Here is a 14,927-nt window from a genome sequence, read left to right as displayed (position 1 = left end):
ACGTCATCGACCAGGGCCTCCGTGCGTCTGCCTGGCGACGCGGACACCAGGCAGACGCACGAAGAAGCCACTTCAGACGACGCCTCCGCCTCCAGATGCTAGAGATCTAGCCCTGTAGTACTAGACCCCGAGCCGGTGCAGCAGCTGCCCTTCGAGCCGTTCCAGCTCCCCGGCCACCGCCCGGTGCGCCGACTTCCGCCGCGCCGCGGGCATCCGCTCCGCCGCGCGGACCGTCGCCGACAGCTGCTCCAGCGTGCCCTGGGTATCGTCGGCGAACGAGACGTCCGCGTCGGTCGCCTTCGCGGACTTCCGCAGTTCCGTCAGCCCGGTGACCAGACCGGCGATCCGCGCGTGCAGCGCGGCGCCCCGGCCGGTGTACTCGCCGAGCTGGTCGACCGCCACGCCCAGCTTCCGTGCCTGGTAGCGGTCATAAACCTCGCGAGCGGCCCCCGCCGCGCGGACGGCGTAGGGCGCGACCACGGGCAGCACAGCCGGACCGAGCACCTTGGCGATCGCGACCGCGTTCTTCGCCTTCTTCGGACTGATCCTGCCTTCACGTGCGACCTGCTTGGCCTTGCGCGCCATGGCCCACCTCCTGCGTTGTCGTGGTCGAACTTACTGGTCGCCGTGGTGGCGGGCATGTCGACCGGCGGGTGAGCTTCTAGAGTGATCCTCATGGGTACTGAGGTTCTGCTCGACGCCGGCGCGGTGAGCCGCTGCCGTCGCCGCGTGCACCTCGAGCACGATCCCGGGAAACGCGACGTCCCGCTCGCCCCGCCGGATCCCACCGCCCAGCAGCGCATCGACGACGCGAACGCACACCGCGAGGAGATTCTGCGGCGGCTCAAGGAGGCAACCGGGCCGGACGCGCGCTGGGTGCGCGTCCCGCGTGACCTGCCGACCTCCGAGCGCGTGCGGCTGACCGAGCAGGCGCTGGCCGAAGCCGTGCCCTACGTCTGGGGTGCGCTGCTGCCCGCCGATCTCGCCGCGCACCGCCGGGGCGGCGTCGAGCTGCTCATCCACACTGGACAGGGCTACGTGCCGGTGCTGGTGGTGCGCCACCGCATCACCGACCGCGGTTCCGGCGCGCCGACCACGGAGATGACCGAGCTCGACCCGGCCAAGCGACGGCGGGACGAGCGGCGAAAGGTCCGCTCGCAGCCGAGGGACCAGCTGCGGCTCGCCCACCTCCACAAGATGCTGCAGACCCTCGGGCACCACGAAGGCCATCGCGCGCTCGGCGGCGTCATCGGCCTCGACGCCGACGTCGTGGTGTGGCACGACCTCGGTGCCGCGACCTGGCCCAACGGCCGCAGCGCGCTGACGGAGTACCAGGCCCGGTTCGCCGACAGGCTCGCCATCGCGGACGCCGCGGCGAACGGGGACGAGCCGCTCGCCGAGCCGTCCCGGGTCCTCGAATGCCGTCGCTGCCCTTGGTGGCCGACCTGCGAGAAGGTGCTCACCGAGACCCGCGACGTCAGCCTCGTGGTCCGCGGCGAGGACGCCACCGAGCTGCGCAAGGCCGGAGTGTCCACTGTGGACAAGCTGGCCGCACTCGACCCGGCCGACGAGCCGCCCCCGATGAACTGGACCGGCGGCACCTTCGCCGACGCCATCGTGCTGGCGCGCGCGTGGCTCGCGAACCTGACGCTGGTCCGGCGGGTGGACCGGGTCGAGGTCTCGCGCGGGGACGTCGAGGTCGACGTCGACATGGAGAGTTTCGGCGAGTCCGGCGCGTACCTGTGGGGTTCGCTGCTGACCGGCGCGGACATCGGCGTCGAGCAGGGCTATCGCGCGTTCGTCACCTGGGACCCGCTGCCGACTACCGACGAGGCTCGCTCGTTCGCGGAGTTCTGGGCCTGGCTGTCCGACGTCCGCGAGCGCACGGCCGCGGCGGGCCTGACGTTCCGCGCCTACTGCTACAACGCGATGGCCGAGAACCGCTGGCTGTTCGGCTCGGTGGAACGCTTCGGCGACCACCCCGGCATTCCGGCCCGCAAGGAGATCCAGTCCTTTGTGGACTCCGAAGAGTGGATCGACCTCTTCCGCGGCGTCACCGACCAGTTCCTCTGCTCGCAGGGCAAGGGCCTCAAGGTGATCGCCCCGGTCGCGGGTTTCAGCTGGCGCGACCCCGAGGCGGGCGGCGAGGCCTCGATGAGCTGGTACCGCGACGCCGTCGGCATGGACGGCGGCCCGCTCGACGAGACCCAGCGCGAACGCCTCCTGCGCTACAACGAGGACGACGTCCTCGCCACCCACGCCCTGCGCACCTGGATGTCCGACCGCGCCCAGGCCGAAATCCCGTACATGGGCGACCTCTAGCTAGTGTCATGAAAGACCCTTTCAGGGCAATTTTTGTCCTGAAAGGGTCTTTCATGACACCCGGGACCTCTACCGAGGAGCCATCCGCAGCGCCCCATCCATCCGGATGACCTCCCCGTTCAGGTAGTCGTGGTCGATGAGGCTCAGCGCCAGCTGGGCGTACTCGTCCGGGTGGCCGAGGCGCTTCGGGAACGGGATGCCCGAGGCGAGCGTGTCCCGGAACTCCTCGGAGACCGTCGCGAGCATCGGGGTGTCGATGATGCCCGGCGCGATCGTCAGCACGCGGATGCCGAACGACGCGAGGTCGCGCGCGGCGGACAGCGTCATGCCGACCACTCCGCCCTTCGACGACGCGTACGCGACCTGCCCGATCTGGCCGTCGAACGCGGCGACCGACGCGGTGTTGATGATGACGCCGCGCGCGTTGTCGGCCAGCGTTTCGGTCTTCGCCATCGCCTCGGACGCCAGGGTGACGACGTTGAAGGTGCCGATCAGGTTGATCTGGATGACCTTCGCGTACAGGTTGAGGTCGTGCGGGCCCTTCTTCGACAGGATCCGCGCGGATGGGCCGATGCCGGCGCAGTTCACCACGGTCCGCAGCGGTGCGCCCGAGCCCGCCGCGGTGTCGACAGCCGCCTGCACCTGGTCCGGGTTCGTCACGTCGGCTTCGACGTACGTCACGCCCTCGACCTGCTCGGCCTTCTCGATCGAGCCCGCCAGGTCCAGCGCGAAGACCCTCGCGCCCTTCGCGGCGAGCGCCTTCGCGGTCGCCCCGCCGAGGCCGGAAGCGCCACCCGTGACCAGCGCTGCGGTGTCGGTGATCTGCATGTTCTCAAGTTTCCTTTCGTGCCGGGCTCAGTTGGTCTCAGGTTAACGCTCGTTCGCATGGGTCGCGCAGGTGTGATGCCTCACTGGTCGCGAGGAGTATTCGGGCCCGTCCGCTGCTGTTAGCTCGGCGGTCAACTCCGGCTGTCACCTTCAGGTCCATGAGCGCTGCTCGGATCGTGGTGGTGGGGACGGGATACGTCGGATTGACCACGGGGGCCTGCTTGGCGAGCCTCGGACATCGGGTCACCTGCGTGGATGTCGACGCGGCGAAGGTCGCCAGACTCTCCGCGGGGCGGGTGGACATCCTCGAACCGGGGTTGTCCGAGCTGGTGGCCAGGGGCCTGACCAGCGGAAGGCTCACCTTCGTGGTGGGAGCGCGCGCGGCGGTGCGCGACGCGGAGGCCGTGTTCCTCTGCGTGCCGACGCCGATGGGCGCGGGCGGCTCGGCTGATCTGCGGGCCGTCGAAGCGGTGACCGCCGAGATCGGCGACGTGCTGCCCGCGGGCTGCGCACTGGTCACCAAGTCGACCGTCCCGGTGGGCACCTCGGTGCGGATCCACGCGATGCTCGGCCGTGACGACGTCGCTGTGGTGTCGAACCCGGAGTTCCTGCGCGAGGGCACCGCGGTCGCGGACTTCCTCGGCCCGGACCGCATCGTCGTCGGCGCGGACGACCTCGAAGCCGCCCGCTGGGTCGGCGAGCTCTACGAGGACCTGTCGGCGCCGGTCGTCGTGTCCGACGCGGCCAGCGCGGAGCTGGTCAAGTACGCCGCCAACTGCTTCCTCGCGATGAAACTGTCCTATGTGAACTCGATCGCCGAGCTGTGCGAGCGGCTCGGCGCGGACATCGACCTCGTCACCGAGGGCATGGGTCACGACCGGCGCATCGGCCGCTCGTTCCTCAAGCCCGGCCCCGGCTGGGGCGGCTCCTGCCTGCCGAAGGACACCAGCGCGCTGCAGAAGATCGCCGAGTCCGTCGGCTACGACTTCGGCCTGCTCGGCGCGGCGATCGACGAGAACATCGCCCAGCGGGACCGGATCGTCGCGAAGATCGCGGGCGCCGTCGGCGGCACGCTCAACGGCGCGCGGATCGGCCTGCTCGGCCTCGCGTTCAAGGCCGGGACCAACGACCTGCGCGACTCGCCGGCCCTCGCCGTCGCCTCGGTGCTGGGGGCGCTCGGCGCGGAGCTCACCGCGTACGACCCGGCGGTCGGCGGCCAGCTGGCCGGGATGACCGTGGTCGACGACGCGTACCAGGTCGCGAAGGGCGCGGACGCGGTCGTCGTGCTGACCGAGTGGGACGAGTTCAAACGGCTCGACTGGACGTACATGGCCGAGCAGATGGACGGCGATTCCGTGGTCGACACCCGCAACCTGCTGGACCCGCGGGTGATCCTGGACGTCGGCCTGTCGTGGCAGGGCGTCGGCCGCCCGCGTGCCGCACATCGCTCCCGGGTGTCCGTCTAGCGGGTATGCTCGCTCCCGGCATCGCGTGTCGGTCACCGGCTGGGTGAGACATGGAGGTAGCCGTGAGATGCCCGTGGAGGCATTCACAGTGTCGATTTCTACCGTGTCAGTTTCCGTTGAGCTGAATCATCTGATCGTCCCGTCCCGGAACAACCGGGAATCCGCCGAATTCCTGGCGAACATCCTCGCGCTCGAAGTGGGCGAGGCCTGGGGACCGTTCGTCCCCGTCGAAACGAGCAACGGTGTCCGGCTGGACTTCGCGTCCATCCCGCCGGAGGACCTGCGCCTGCAGCACTACTGTTTCCTGATCCCCGAAGAGGATTTCGACGCCGCCTTCGCGCGGCTGAAGGAAACCGGCGTGACATACCACGCGGATCCGATGGGCAGGCAGATCGGCGAGATCAACCACAACCACGGTGGTCGTGGCGTGTACTTCCTGGACCCTGGCGGGAACGGGATGGAGATCATCACGCAGCCGTACGGCGCCGACCTGAAGAGGTAGCCAATTCCTTAGCAAGGCGTACGATCCGGGGATGTTCACGACTAGGCCCGAGCTGGCCGGAACGTACGGGATGGTCGCGTCGACGCACTGGCTGGCTTCGGCCACCGGGATGGCGATGCTGGAATCCGGCGGCAACGCCTTCGACGCGGCCGTTGCCGCCGGGTTCGTCCTCCAGGTCGCGGAGCCCCACCTCAACGGCCCTGGGGGTCAGGTGCCCGGCATCTTCGTCACGGCCGCCGACAAGACACCCCGAGTTCTCGCGGGTCAGGGCCCCTCGCCCGCGGCCGCGACGCCGGAGCACTTCGCGGACCTCGGCCTCGACCTGATCCCCGGGAGCGGCCTGCTGCCCGCGACCGTGCCCGGCGCCTGGGACGGCTGGCTCCTGCTGCTGCGTGACCACGGCACGAAGTCGTTGCGGGACGTCCTCGGCTACGCGATTTCCTACGCCCGCAACGGGATTCCGCTGGTCGACCGGGTCGGCAACACGGTTTCCGCGGTCCAGCAACTGTTCACCGACCACTGGCCGACGTCCGCCGCGCTCTGGCTTCCCGACGGCAAGCCACCCGCACCCCGCGCGTTGCACCGCAACCCCGCCCTCGCCGACACCTGGGAACGCCTGCTTTCCGAGGCCGAGTCGGTCAGCGGCCGTGAGGCGCAGCTCGACGCCGGTCGCCGCGCGTGGTCGCACGGGTTCGTCGCCGAGGCGATCGTCGCGTTCAACCGGCAGGCGTTCCGCGACGACTCCGGCCGCGACCACGCCGGGCTCCTGACCGGCGACGACCTCGCGAACTGGTCGGCGACATACGAGGACGCGCTGGTGACGGACCTCGGCGAGTGGGGCCTGGTGAAGATGGGCGGCTGGACCCAGGGCCCGGCGCTCGCGCAACAAGCGTTGCTGCTGAACGGTTTCCGCGACGAACTGTCCTATGTAGATGGAATTCCGACCGCCCGCACCGTGCACCTGGCCGTCGAGGCCGCGAAGCTCGCGTTCGCCGATCGCGAGGCCTGGTACGGCGACACCGACGTCCCGCTCGACGTGTTGCTGTCGGCCGAGTACACCGCCGGGCGGCGCAAGCTGATCACCGACGAAGCGAGCGCCGAACTGCGTCCCGGGTTCGCGGGGAGCGCGCCGAAGCTCCCGGCGATCCTCTCGGAGTTGCGCGGGATGGCGGCCGGGTCCGGCGCGACCGGCGAGCCCACCATCGGGCCGCAGGGCCAGACCCGCGGCGACACCGTGCACCTCGACGTCGTCGACGCGGCCGGGAACATGATCTCGCTGACGCCGTCGGGCGGCTGGCTGCAATCCAGCCCGACCATCCCCGAGCTGGGCTTCTGCCTGGATTCACGCGGCCAGATGTTCTGGCTGGAGCAGGGATTGCCGAACTCGCTGCGCCCCGGTAAGCGCCCGCGCATCACGCTTTCGCCGTCGATGGCGTTGCGCGACGGCGAGCCCACGATCGCGTTCGGCACCCCCGGCGGCGACCAGCAGGACCAGTGGCAGCTGTGTTTCTGGCTCGCCCACACCCTCGGCGGCCTGAACCTCCAGGAGTCCATCGACTCGCCAGCCTGGCACACGACGGCGTTCCCGAGCTCGTTCTACCCGCGCTCCTGGACCCCGCGGGAGCTGGTAGTCGAGTCCCGCCTCGGACGCTCCACAATAGACACTCTGGCGTCGTGGGGACACGACGTCATCGACGCGGGCGACTGGGCCCTCGGCCGATTGTCGGCCGTCTCGCGTGATCCGCGAACGGGCATTCTTCGCGCGGCAGCCAATGCCCGCGGCATGCAGGGATACGCCGCTGGCCGCTGAATTCGCTTCACCAATTCGGGGTGCATCCGCTGTTTACACCAGATGGTGGCAGCCCTGCGCCGCCGCATGCCGTTATGCTTGAAGATCGGATTTCGTCCGTCGACGAGGGGAACGTCATGATGAGAGCCTGGGAAGCGGATCCGGCCGCGTTGTTTTCGAGACGGCTCGGCAAGTCCGCGCTCGAACTCGACAAGACCGGCGGGCGCACCGGCTGCCCAGACATCTGGGAGCTCGACAACGGCGATGTCGCGATCATCGGCCGTGATCTCACCGCTTCCTATTCGCCCCGGCTGCCCGACGGTGTGACAATCGCCCACGACGAGCGGCTCGTTGTCATTCCCCACGCGACGATCGTGGCGGCCAAGGTGGATATTCCCGATGCCTGAGGGAAATCCTTGGCCGCCGGGCACCCGGCTCGGCGTCAAGGACTACCAGGACGACTATGAAAAGCGCTTCAACACCACCAGGGGACACGCCTCGTGGAAGCTGGAACGGCGCCAGAGTTTCCGTGAACCCGGATATCCCAGCTGGGAGGCTTTCGTCAGGGGCGATTGGCCGGAGGCATTGCGGCTGATCGAAACGGAACGCGAAGAACTCGACGAGCTTTCGAAGGAAGCCGACGAGCGCGATATCGAACTCTTCCGGGTGCGGGTGGTGGAAGAACCGTTCAGTCCCTACCTGCACTGGGAGTTGTACCTGCTCAAGGTGCGCGCGGAATGCGGGGAGAAGATCAGAGTGGTCACCCGCGACCAGGTGGAGCGGTTCGAAGCCGAGAAACCGCTGCCCGAGGTGCTGACGGTCGGCAGCGACACGGTGTACCGGATCCTCTACCGCGAGGACGGCGTCCTCGAGGGCGCGGTGCGGATCGTGGCACCCGGGGCCGTCGAGAACTACACCAGAGTGATCGAGCAGCTTTATGACAACGGCGAGCAGATAGAGCGGTTCTTCCAGCGTGAAGTCGCTCCCCTGGAGCCACCCCGTCCGGAGTGACCCCATGCCTGCCGAGAATTCCGGACCCCGTGAAGACGAACCTGGCGTGCGCACGCGTTCGGAGCTTTCCGGCACGGCGGGCGAGGTCGTCCAGGCCAGGGACGTGCACGGCGGGGTCCACTTCCATGGTGCCGAGTTCCGGCCCGGCCGGGTGCCGCACCAGCTGCCGGCCGACGTGCGTTCCTTCGTGAACCGCGCCGCTGAGCTGGCTCGCCTCGACCAGGCCCTCGCCGGGGACCTCGACGAACCGATGGTGGTCGCCGTGACGGTGATCGCGGGTACGGCCGGGGTGGGCAAGACGTCGCTCGCCCTGCACTGGGCGCACCGGGTCGGCGACCGGTTTCCCGACGGGCAGCTCTACGTGAACCTCCACGGTCACGATCCGGGCCCGCGTGCCTCGGCCGAGCAGGTGCTCGACCGGTTCCTGCGGGCGCTCGGTGTGCCCGCCGGCGAGATGCCCGTGGATCTCGACGATCGGGCCGCGCACTACCGTTCCCTGCTGGCCGGGCGGCGGATGCTGATCATCCTCGACAACGCCGCCACCGCCGGGCAGGTGCGCCCGTTGCTGCCAGGGACGGCGGGCTGCTTGGTGGTGGTGACCAGTCGCAGTCATCTGTCCGGGCTGGTGTTCCGCGAGGGCGCGCACCGCGTCTCCCTGGACGTGCTGTCCGAGGCCGAGGCGGTTTCCCTGCTAGGCACCGTGCTCGCGGGTTACCGGGCCGAGGCCGCGGCCGAGGAGCTCGCCGAGCTGGCCCGGCTGTGCGCCCGACTGCCGCTGGCGTTGCGGATCGCGGCGGAGCGAGCCGCCCGGCGGCCGCGGATGCCGCTGTCGGAGCTGATCGAGGACCTCCGTGACGAATCCGGGCTGTGGGACGCGTTGTCCACCGGCGACGACGAGGAGGTCGACGCGGTCCGTACCGTGTTCGCGTGGTCCTACCGGGCGTTGCCCGACGGGGTCGCGCGGCTGTTCCGCTTGCTGGGGGTGCATCCGGCGCTGGAATTCAGTGTGGCTTCGGCGGCCGCGCTCGCCGGCGTCTCACTCAATCAGGCGAAGCAGCTGCTCGAAGTCCTCGTCGACGCCCACTTGGTGGAGCAGACTTCCCACGGGCGGTACCAGTGTCACGATCTGCTTCGCAGCTACGCGACCGATCAGGCCCGTCAAGAGGAGACCGGCGAATCTCGGCAAGCGGCCTTGCGGCGGGTGCTGGACTGGTACCTCCAGACGGCCGATAGGGCGCGAGCGCAGCTGAGTCCGCAGGAGCCGAGCATGCTCCGGACGGTGGAACTCACGAGCGCGGCGCCGCCGTTCGCCGGGCAGGAGGAAGCGTTGCGCTGGTACGAGTCCGAGCGTCCCGGGCTCGTCGCGGCGACCCGAGCGGCGGCCGGCGCCGGGTTGCACCGGATCGCGTGGCAGCTGCCCGCGACCCTGCGCGGGGTGTACATGAACTTCAACCCGTTCGGTGACTGGGTTTCCACCGGGCAGGTCGGTTTGGCGTCGGCGCGGACGCTGGGTGACCGCGCGGGGGAGGTCGAGCTCCTCGACAGCCTCGCGATGGCGTACACCCAGTCCCACCGGTTCGACGAGGCCACCCGGTACCACCGCGAGACGCTGGCGCTGCGACGCGAGCTCGGAGATTCGCTCGGTGAAGCCATCGCGCTCAGCGGGCTCGGCCTGTTGCACCTGCGTCGTCGCGAGTTGGCCGAAGCCCGTTCCGCGTTCGGGCAGGGGCTGGCGTTGGTGCGGGCGCTGGGAAACCGCTATTGGCAGGCGCTGGTCCTCGGCAACCTCGCCGAAACCTGCCTGGAGCTCGCCGAGCACGCCGAAGCGGCGTCGTTGCTTCGTGAGGCTCTGGAGATCTTCGAGGGTGAAGACGACTACGCGGGTGAAGGCAATGCGCTGTACCTGGCCAGCGTGGTGGAACGTGAGCAAGGACGTCCAGAGCAAGCGTCGGCGGCTGTCGAGCGGGCTCTCGGTCTCGCTCGCCTTCACGGCAGCGCGATGTGTGAGGCGCATTGGCTGCTCGAACGGTGCCGGGTGCTTCGCGCGGCAGGCAGTCCGGAGGAGGCGCTGGTGCCGTGTCAGCGTGCGGCGGCGATCCAGCGACGGCTGGGCGACCGCGGGCGTGAAGCGCAGGCGCTCGACGAAACGGGCGAGACGTACCGGGCGCTCGACCAACCCGAGGAAGCGGCGAACTTCTTCCGGTTGACGGTGTCCGTGCATCGTGACCTTGGTGACCGCTGGCGCGTCGCGGCCTCGCTGGACAGCCTGTCGAAGGCGCTTTCGGAGACCGGCGACGCCGAGGAGGCCAGCCGGTGCGCCCGCGAAGCGTTGACCGCTTTCGCCGCCTTCGACGACCCCCGCGCCGCTGCGCGGCGGATCGACCTGCAGCGACGTCTTTAACTGCCCCTGAAGGCCACCATCACAGCGTCTAACGCCGTGAAGGTGGCCTTCAGGGGCAGTTGCTAAAGGTGGGGCTGGCGGTCCCCGAGCACGGACAGGAGCTTGAGCTTTTCGTGGCTCTCGGTGCCCGGAGTGGCCGTGAAGACGAGCAGGGCCTGGGTCTGGTCCGGGTCGTGGAGCACCTGGCAATGCAGCTCGAGGATGCCGAGTTCGGGATGTCGGATCCGTTTCGGCTGGTCGTGCGTCCGGACGCTGATCTCGTGCGCACTCCACAGCGTGGCGAACTCCGGACTGCGCTCCAGGAGCGCGTCGACGATCTGCCCGGCGCGCGACCCGGCACCCTGATGCGAGTAGACGCCGCGAAGGTCCGAAGCGAGGTAGCGGCTGTGCATCGCGTGGTCGTCTTCGGGGTAGATGCGGCGGGTGAGCGGGTCGGTGAACCACCGGTAGATCTGACTGCGGGCGGGCCCGGTGTAGGCCGTTTCGTCGCCCAGGAGCGCGACCGCGAGCCGGGTCTGCGCCAGTGTTTCGGCGAGCCCGCTGATGACCTGGGCCGGGGTGTCGTCGAGCCGGTCGAGGATCCGCAAGATGCCGGGGCCGACGTGGTCACCGGGCCCGGAGCGGCTCGGGACGTTGTGCCCGGCCAGCCGGAACAGGTGGTCGCGCTCGTCGATCGACAGGTGCAGGCCGCGGGCGATCGCGGCGAGCATCGACTCCGATGGCTGCGGGCCGCGCTGCTGTTCGATGCGGCTGTAGTAGTCCGCGGACATCGCGCACAGCGTGGCGACTTCCTCACGACGCAGCCCACGGGTGCGCCGACGCTGGCCTCGAGGCAGGCCCACGTCCTCGGGTTGAAGTGCTTCGCGGCGCGTGCGGAGGAAGTCCGCCAGCTGTGCTCGGTCCATCTGCTCAGTCTCTCCGTGCCCTAGAGGAACGTGCCACCGGAGGCTTCGACACGCTGGCCGGTGATCCAGCCGGTGGCGTCGGCGAGCAGCGACGCGATGACGCCGCCGATGTCCTCGGGAACGCCGATCCGGCCCAGCGCCGCGTTGCTGTCCAGCTTCGCGCGCAGCTCGGCGTTGTCGCGCATGCCACCACCGCCGAAGTCGGTGGCGACGGGACCGGGCGCGACCGTGTTGACGGTGATCCCGCGCGGGCCGAGCTCCTTGGCGAGGTAGCGGCTGAACACCTCCACCGCGCCCTTCATCGCCGCGTACGCCGACGTGTATTCGCCGGTGAAGCGGGTCAGTCCGGTGGACAGGTTGATGATGCGGCCGCCGTCGGCGAGCAGCGGCAGGAGCTTCTGCGTCAGGAAGAAGACGCCGCGGAGGTGGACGTTCACCAAGCCGTCGAAGTCGGCCACGGTCGTCTCGGTGAAGGGCGCCATCACGGCGTGACCGGCGTTGTTGACCAGGAAGTCGAAGGTGTCCCGGCACCAGCCGTCCTTGAGGACGCGGCGGACGTCGTCGGCGAACGCGTCGAAGGCGTCGACCTGGCCGGTGTCGAGCTGGAGGGCGAAGGCCGTGCGGCCCTTCGCGGTGACGGCGTCGACCACCGCTGCCGCTTCGTCGGCGTGCGAGCGGTAGGTGATGATCAGGTCGACGCCGTCTTCGGCGAGGGCGAGGGCGGTGCTGCGCCCGAGTCCGCGGTTGGCTCCGGTGATGAGTGCGATTTTGGTCATGAACCCAGCTTGGGCCCGTTCCGGAGCCGGATGAAGGACTCGTTCATCCAGGGATCGGCGATCCCCCTTTCGGGAATTACTGCTGCCAGAGCCAGAATTCGATGCCCTGGTTGTCGGTGCAGTCCGCCATGCGGCCGTACCGCTGGTCCTCGACGGCGCCCGCCTGCCCGCCCTGCTCGCGCACGTGGGAGAGCGCCGCGTCGAGGTCTTCGACGGCGTATATCAGCTTCGCGCCGACCTGCCGTCCCGGCCCGCCGTGCAGGCCGCCTTCGAGGCCGCCGCCCTGGATGCGCCAGCCGCCCTCGACCTGTCCCGGCGAGAACCGCCAGCCGAGCACCGCGCCGTAGAACGCCTTGGCGGATTCGGCATCCGGGACCTGAAGCGTGAGGTAGCCGATGCCGCCCTGCGGGATCGGGGGAGCCGGGGTGGCCTGCGAGACCATCCACCGCTGGCCGAACGGGTCCCGGAACGAGCCGCCCCTGCCATACGGCGATTCCGACACCGCGCGGATCCGCGTGGCGCCGAGCTCGAGCGCGCGGGCGTAGCTGGTGTCCACATCGGACACTTCCACCCGGACGGACGCACCGCCCTCCCGTGGCGCGACATGGCCGATTTCCGGGTACTCCTCGGCGAGCATCAGCACGGCGTCGCCGATGGCGAGCTCGGCGTGCCCGATGCGGCCGTCGTCCATCAGGATCGGTTCGCCGCGGCGGACCGCGCCGAACACCTCGACGTAGAAGTCCAGCGCCGCGCGGGCGTCGGAAACGGCGAGGTACGGCGTCAGCGAGCGGAGTTCGGCGGTGCTCGCGGGGGTTTCGGTGGTGGTCATTTCGGCTCCGTTCAGGACCGCGCGACGCAGCTGGTCACGCAGTTCGTCGGCGAAAAGCGGATCTGGGTCGACAGGACGCGAAGGCGCACGGAGCGACTCGAAAGGATCAAGCATCGCGCCCCTCCTTCTCCTGGTAAGCGCGGCGGAACGCGGCGCGGGCCCGCACCAGCAACGCCTCGGTGGCGTGCACGCTCCGGCCGAGATGGGTGGCGACCTCGGGCACGCCGAGACCGTCGACATAACGCAGGGTCAGCGCGGCCTGATGGTGCGCGCCCAGCGACTCGAGAACCTGGTGGGCCAGCATCGCGTCCAGGTGTGCGTCCCACGGATCGGTGCTCTCCTGCTCGGCCTCGTGCACCAGCCGCAAGCCGCGTTCCTCCCGCTCACGGCGTCGCCAATGATCGGCGAGTTTGTGCCTGGCGACCCCGATCAGCCACGCGGTGCTCACCGGCGTCGCGACCTCCTTGTGGCATTCGCGCACCGCCCCGAGGAAGGTTTCGGACGTGAGCTCCTCCGCGAGGGTCCGGTTTCCGCACCGGGACAGCAGGTACCCATAGACCTCCGGCAGCGCCGACTCGTACAACGCCAGCAGCGCGAAGGCCGGGTCCCGCCGCACCCGAGGTTCCGTCACACCCTCATCGTCGCTCGGCGAGCGCGTTCTCCGACGGGTGAATCCCGACTTTCTTCAGCGGGACCGTCACGAGGTGCACCCGTTCGGGCGAAAGCCGGTGAACGCTCACCAGGTACTGGCCGGGTTTGGCGCACCGCCGGTCGAGGAAGTCCTCGGCGCACCCAGTGGTGTAACGGACAAGCCAGGCCTCCTTGCGCTCCCGGTGGGTCTCCAGGACGAACCCCATGTCGTCGACGACCTCGGTGTACACCAGCAGCTGTTCACGTTGGTAGCGCAGCTCATGCGGATAGTCCATCCACGACAGGCTCCCGAGGGCGGAACAGTCCTTTGTGGGCAAAGTGGGAATCCCACATCGACCCACCCGCCTTACTATTCGTGATCAAGCGAGATCAAGGGGTGAGAATGTGTGACTCGGCCGAACGAGCCCAACTATCGACGACGGCACCTGGGGCGCGTCCTGCGCAAACTACGCGAGGCGGCGGGGCTGAGCCAAGAGGACGCGGGTCGGCTACCGCGTATCTCCAGCTCGAAGATGAGCCGGATCGAACAAGGCCACATCCCCGGTTACAACGACTTCCTCGCCTTGCTGGACCGCTATGGCGTGATCACTTCGGACTACGAGCAGTACGTCCGGATGTTCGACCATGCCAAGGAGAAGGGCTGGTGGCACGCTTTCGGCTTGAATGATCGAGGTTTCGTCAGCGTCGAGGCGGAAGCATCGGAGATCAGCAACTACGAGATCGGTTTCGTTCCCGGTCTTTTGCAGGTCGAGTCCTATGTGCGGGCGATTTTCGCCACCGCACGCGTGCCTCTTGAAGGAGCGAGGCTGGAGAACGAGATCGCGGTTCGGCTGCGGCGGCAACGCAGGCTGGTCGAAGAGCCGCGCCTGAGTTTTCACGCGATCATCGACCCGAGTGTTCTGCACCGGGTTTCGGATCGAGAGCAGTTGCTGCGCGTTGTCGAACTTGCCGAGCTCGACAACGTGACCGTGCAGGTGATTCCCGAGGAGGTTCGGGCGCACAGCGGCCTGTACAGCAACTTCACCGTGGTGGGGTTCCCCGATCCCGCCGAGCAGGATCTGGCCTACGTCGAGTATGGCTTCGGAGCCGTCCAAATCGAGAAAGCGGAGGAAGTTCGCGCTGCTAGGCTGATGTTCGACCATCTGTCGGGACTCGCACTCGATGAACAGGGCTCCGTGGCGCTGATCGAGCGGGTGGTCGCCGAGATGTGAGTGATCTGGAGGCGAGCACCGTGGGCGCATGGCGCAAGAGCAGTTACAGCGGAAACGAAGGTCATGAAGGTAACTGTGTGGAGGTCGCCTTCACCGCCGAAGCCGTCGCGGTCCGCGACTCGAAGTCCCCCACCTTCGGCGCTCTCGCAGTCTCCCCCCTCGCCTGGACGCAACTCGTGCGGTCGGCGGCGCGGCCCAGCTGATCGACTGCCCCTGAAGGCCACCATCACGGCGTC

The 14,927-nt window shown here is 68.9% G+C and carries 15 protein-coding genes and 1 pseudogene; 9 read left to right on the top strand and 7 right to left on the bottom strand.

The features are described from left to right. Window positions 1-120: 120 nt before the first annotated feature. A pseudogene (locus QMK34_RS43925) lies at window positions 121-594 on the bottom strand (DUF6474 family protein); the annotation flags it as partial. Window positions 595-675: 81 nt separating this feature from the next. On the opposite strand from QMK34_RS43925, the gene QMK34_RS43920 reads away from it, so the two are divergent. Continuing rightward, window positions 676-2,322, top strand: coding sequence for a TM0106 family RecB-like putative nuclease (locus QMK34_RS43920; RefSeq protein ID WP_326420770.1), 1,647 nt, complete (start codon window positions 676-678; stop codon window positions 2,320-2,322). Window positions 2,323-2,391: 69 nt separating this feature from the next. Here the strand turns inward: QMK34_RS43920 and QMK34_RS43915 are convergent, their stop codons facing one another. Continuing rightward, window positions 2,392-3,150, bottom strand: coding sequence for an SDR family NAD(P)-dependent oxidoreductase (locus tag QMK34_RS43915; RefSeq protein WP_326420769.1), 759 nt, complete (start codon window positions 3,148-3,150; stop codon window positions 2,392-2,394). Window positions 3,151-3,308: 158 nt separating this feature from the next. Here QMK34_RS43915 and QMK34_RS43910 point away from each other — a divergent pair, with 158 nt between their 5' ends. The 6 genes from QMK34_RS43910 to QMK34_RS43885 all read left to right on the top strand — a co-directional run bounded on the left by QMK34_RS43910 (window position 3,309) and on the right by QMK34_RS43885 (window position 10,319). Then, the gene (locus tag QMK34_RS43910; protein ID WP_326420768.1) at window positions 3,309-4,616 is read left to right on the top strand and encodes a UDP-glucose dehydrogenase family protein; all 1,308 of its coding nucleotides are present in this window, start codon (window positions 3,309-3,311) and stop codon (window positions 4,614-4,616) included. 103 nt (window positions 4,617-4,719) lie between these two features. Beyond that, window positions 4,720-5,118 carry a VOC family protein gene (locus QMK34_RS43905; protein WP_326420767.1) on the top strand — a complete coding sequence of 133 codons (399 nt, stop codon included), beginning with the start codon at window positions 4,720-4,722 and terminating at the stop codon, window positions 5,116-5,118. Between the two features lie 31 nt (window positions 5,119-5,149). After that, entirely contained in the window at window positions 5,150-6,928 is a 1,779-nt protein-coding gene (locus tag QMK34_RS43900; RefSeq protein WP_326420766.1) for a gamma-glutamyltransferase family protein, read from the top strand. Window positions 6,929-6,948: 20 nt separating this feature from the next. Then, window positions 6,949-7,314 carry a hypothetical protein gene (locus tag QMK34_RS43895; RefSeq protein ID WP_326420765.1) on the top strand — a complete coding sequence of 122 codons (366 nt, stop codon included), beginning with the start codon at window positions 6,949-6,951 and terminating at the stop codon, window positions 7,312-7,314. Next, a complete protein-coding gene (locus QMK34_RS43890; protein WP_326420764.1) occupies window positions 7,307-7,918 on the top strand; it encodes a DUF6879 family protein in 612 nt (203 codons plus the stop codon). The genes QMK34_RS43895 and QMK34_RS43890 overlap by 8 nt, the downstream gene beginning before the upstream one ends. Window positions 7,919-7,964: 46 nt before the next feature. Further along, a complete protein-coding gene (locus tag QMK34_RS43885) occupies window positions 7,965-10,319 on the top strand; it encodes an ATP-binding protein (protein ID WP_326420763.1) in 2,355 nt (784 codons plus the stop codon). 62 nt (window positions 10,320-10,381) lie between these two features. Here QMK34_RS43885 and QMK34_RS43880 read toward each other — a convergent pair whose 3' ends face one another. From QMK34_RS43880 to QMK34_RS43860, 5 genes are all read right to left on the bottom strand, one after another. Further along, the gene (locus tag QMK34_RS43880; RefSeq protein ID WP_326420762.1) at window positions 10,382-11,224 is read right to left on the bottom strand and encodes a helix-turn-helix transcriptional regulator; all 843 of its coding nucleotides are present in this window, start codon (window positions 11,222-11,224) and stop codon (window positions 10,382-10,384) included. A 20-nt stretch (window positions 11,225-11,244) separates the two neighbouring features. After that, window positions 11,245-12,000 carry an SDR family NAD(P)-dependent oxidoreductase gene (locus QMK34_RS43875; RefSeq protein WP_326420761.1) on the bottom strand — a complete coding sequence of 252 codons (756 nt, stop codon included), beginning with the start codon at window positions 11,998-12,000 and terminating at the stop codon, window positions 11,245-11,247. Between the two features lie 76 nt (window positions 12,001-12,076). After that, window positions 12,077-12,943 (bottom strand): VOC family protein, encoded by an 867-nt coding sequence (locus QMK34_RS43870; RefSeq protein WP_326420760.1) that lies wholly within the window; start codon window positions 12,941-12,943, stop codon window positions 12,077-12,079. Further along, window positions 12,936-13,460 carry an RNA polymerase sigma factor gene (locus QMK34_RS43865; protein ID WP_326420759.1) on the bottom strand — a complete coding sequence of 175 codons (525 nt, stop codon included), beginning with the start codon at window positions 13,458-13,460 and terminating at the stop codon, window positions 12,936-12,938. Before QMK34_RS43865 ends, QMK34_RS43870 begins: the two co-directional genes overlap by 8 nt. A gap of 4 nt (window positions 13,461-13,464) precedes the next feature. Next, window positions 13,465-13,755, bottom strand: coding sequence for a hypothetical protein (locus QMK34_RS43860; RefSeq protein WP_326420758.1), 291 nt, complete (start codon window positions 13,753-13,755; stop codon window positions 13,465-13,467). 111 nt (window positions 13,756-13,866) lie between these two features. On the opposite strand from QMK34_RS43860, the gene QMK34_RS43855 reads away from it, so the two are divergent. Together QMK34_RS43855 and QMK34_RS43850 are read left to right on the top strand one after the other, a co-directional pair. Then, window positions 13,867-14,691 (top strand): helix-turn-helix domain-containing protein, encoded by an 825-nt coding sequence (locus QMK34_RS43855; RefSeq protein WP_326420757.1) that lies wholly within the window; start codon window positions 13,867-13,869, stop codon window positions 14,689-14,691. Next, window positions 14,688-14,894: a DUF397 domain-containing protein gene (locus tag QMK34_RS43850; RefSeq protein WP_326420756.1), complete on the top strand. Its 207-nt coding sequence runs from the start codon at window positions 14,688-14,690 to the stop codon at window positions 14,892-14,894. Before QMK34_RS43855 ends, QMK34_RS43850 begins: the two co-directional genes overlap by 4 nt. The last annotated feature ends 33 nt before the right edge of the window (window positions 14,895-14,927 follow it).

Origin of the sequence: Amycolatopsis sp. H20-H5, from assembly GCF_035828755.1 — a bacterium.
GTDB lineage: Bacteria > Actinomycetota > Actinomycetes > Mycobacteriales > Pseudonocardiaceae > Amycolatopsis.
Note: the sequence above shows the minus strand (reverse complement) of the source record. Positions and strands in the feature narration are given on the sequence as shown.

Coding starts and splice junctions, on each gene's coding strand:
- QMK34_RS43920 (WP_326420770.1), top strand. CDS start 676: ATGGGTACTGAGGTTCTGCTCGACGCCGGCGCGGTGAGCCGCTGCCGT.
- QMK34_RS43915 (WP_326420769.1), bottom strand. CDS start 3,150: ATGCAGATCACCGACACCGCAGCGCTGGTCACGGGTGGCGCTTCCGGC.
- QMK34_RS43910 (WP_326420768.1), top strand. CDS start 3,309: ATGAGCGCTGCTCGGATCGTGGTGGTGGGGACGGGATACGTCGGATTG.
- QMK34_RS43900 (WP_326420766.1), top strand. CDS start 5,150: ATGTTCACGACTAGGCCCGAGCTGGCCGGAACGTACGGGATGGTCGCG.
- QMK34_RS43890 (WP_326420764.1), top strand. CDS start 7,307: ATGCCTGAGGGAAATCCTTGGCCGCCGGGCACCCGGCTCGGCGTCAAG.
- QMK34_RS43880 (WP_326420762.1), bottom strand. CDS start 11,224: ATGGACCGAGCACAGCTGGCGGACTTCCTCCGCACGCGCCGCGAAGCA.
- QMK34_RS43875 (WP_326420761.1), bottom strand. CDS start 12,000: ATGACCAAAATCGCACTCATCACCGGAGCCAACCGCGGACTCGGGCGC.
- QMK34_RS43870 (WP_326420760.1), bottom strand. CDS start 12,943: ATGCTTGATCCTTTCGAGTCGCTCCGTGCGCCTTCGCGTCCTGTCGAC.
- QMK34_RS43860 (WP_326420758.1), bottom strand. CDS start 13,755: ATGGACTATCCGCATGAGCTGCGCTACCAACGTGAACAGCTGCTGGTG.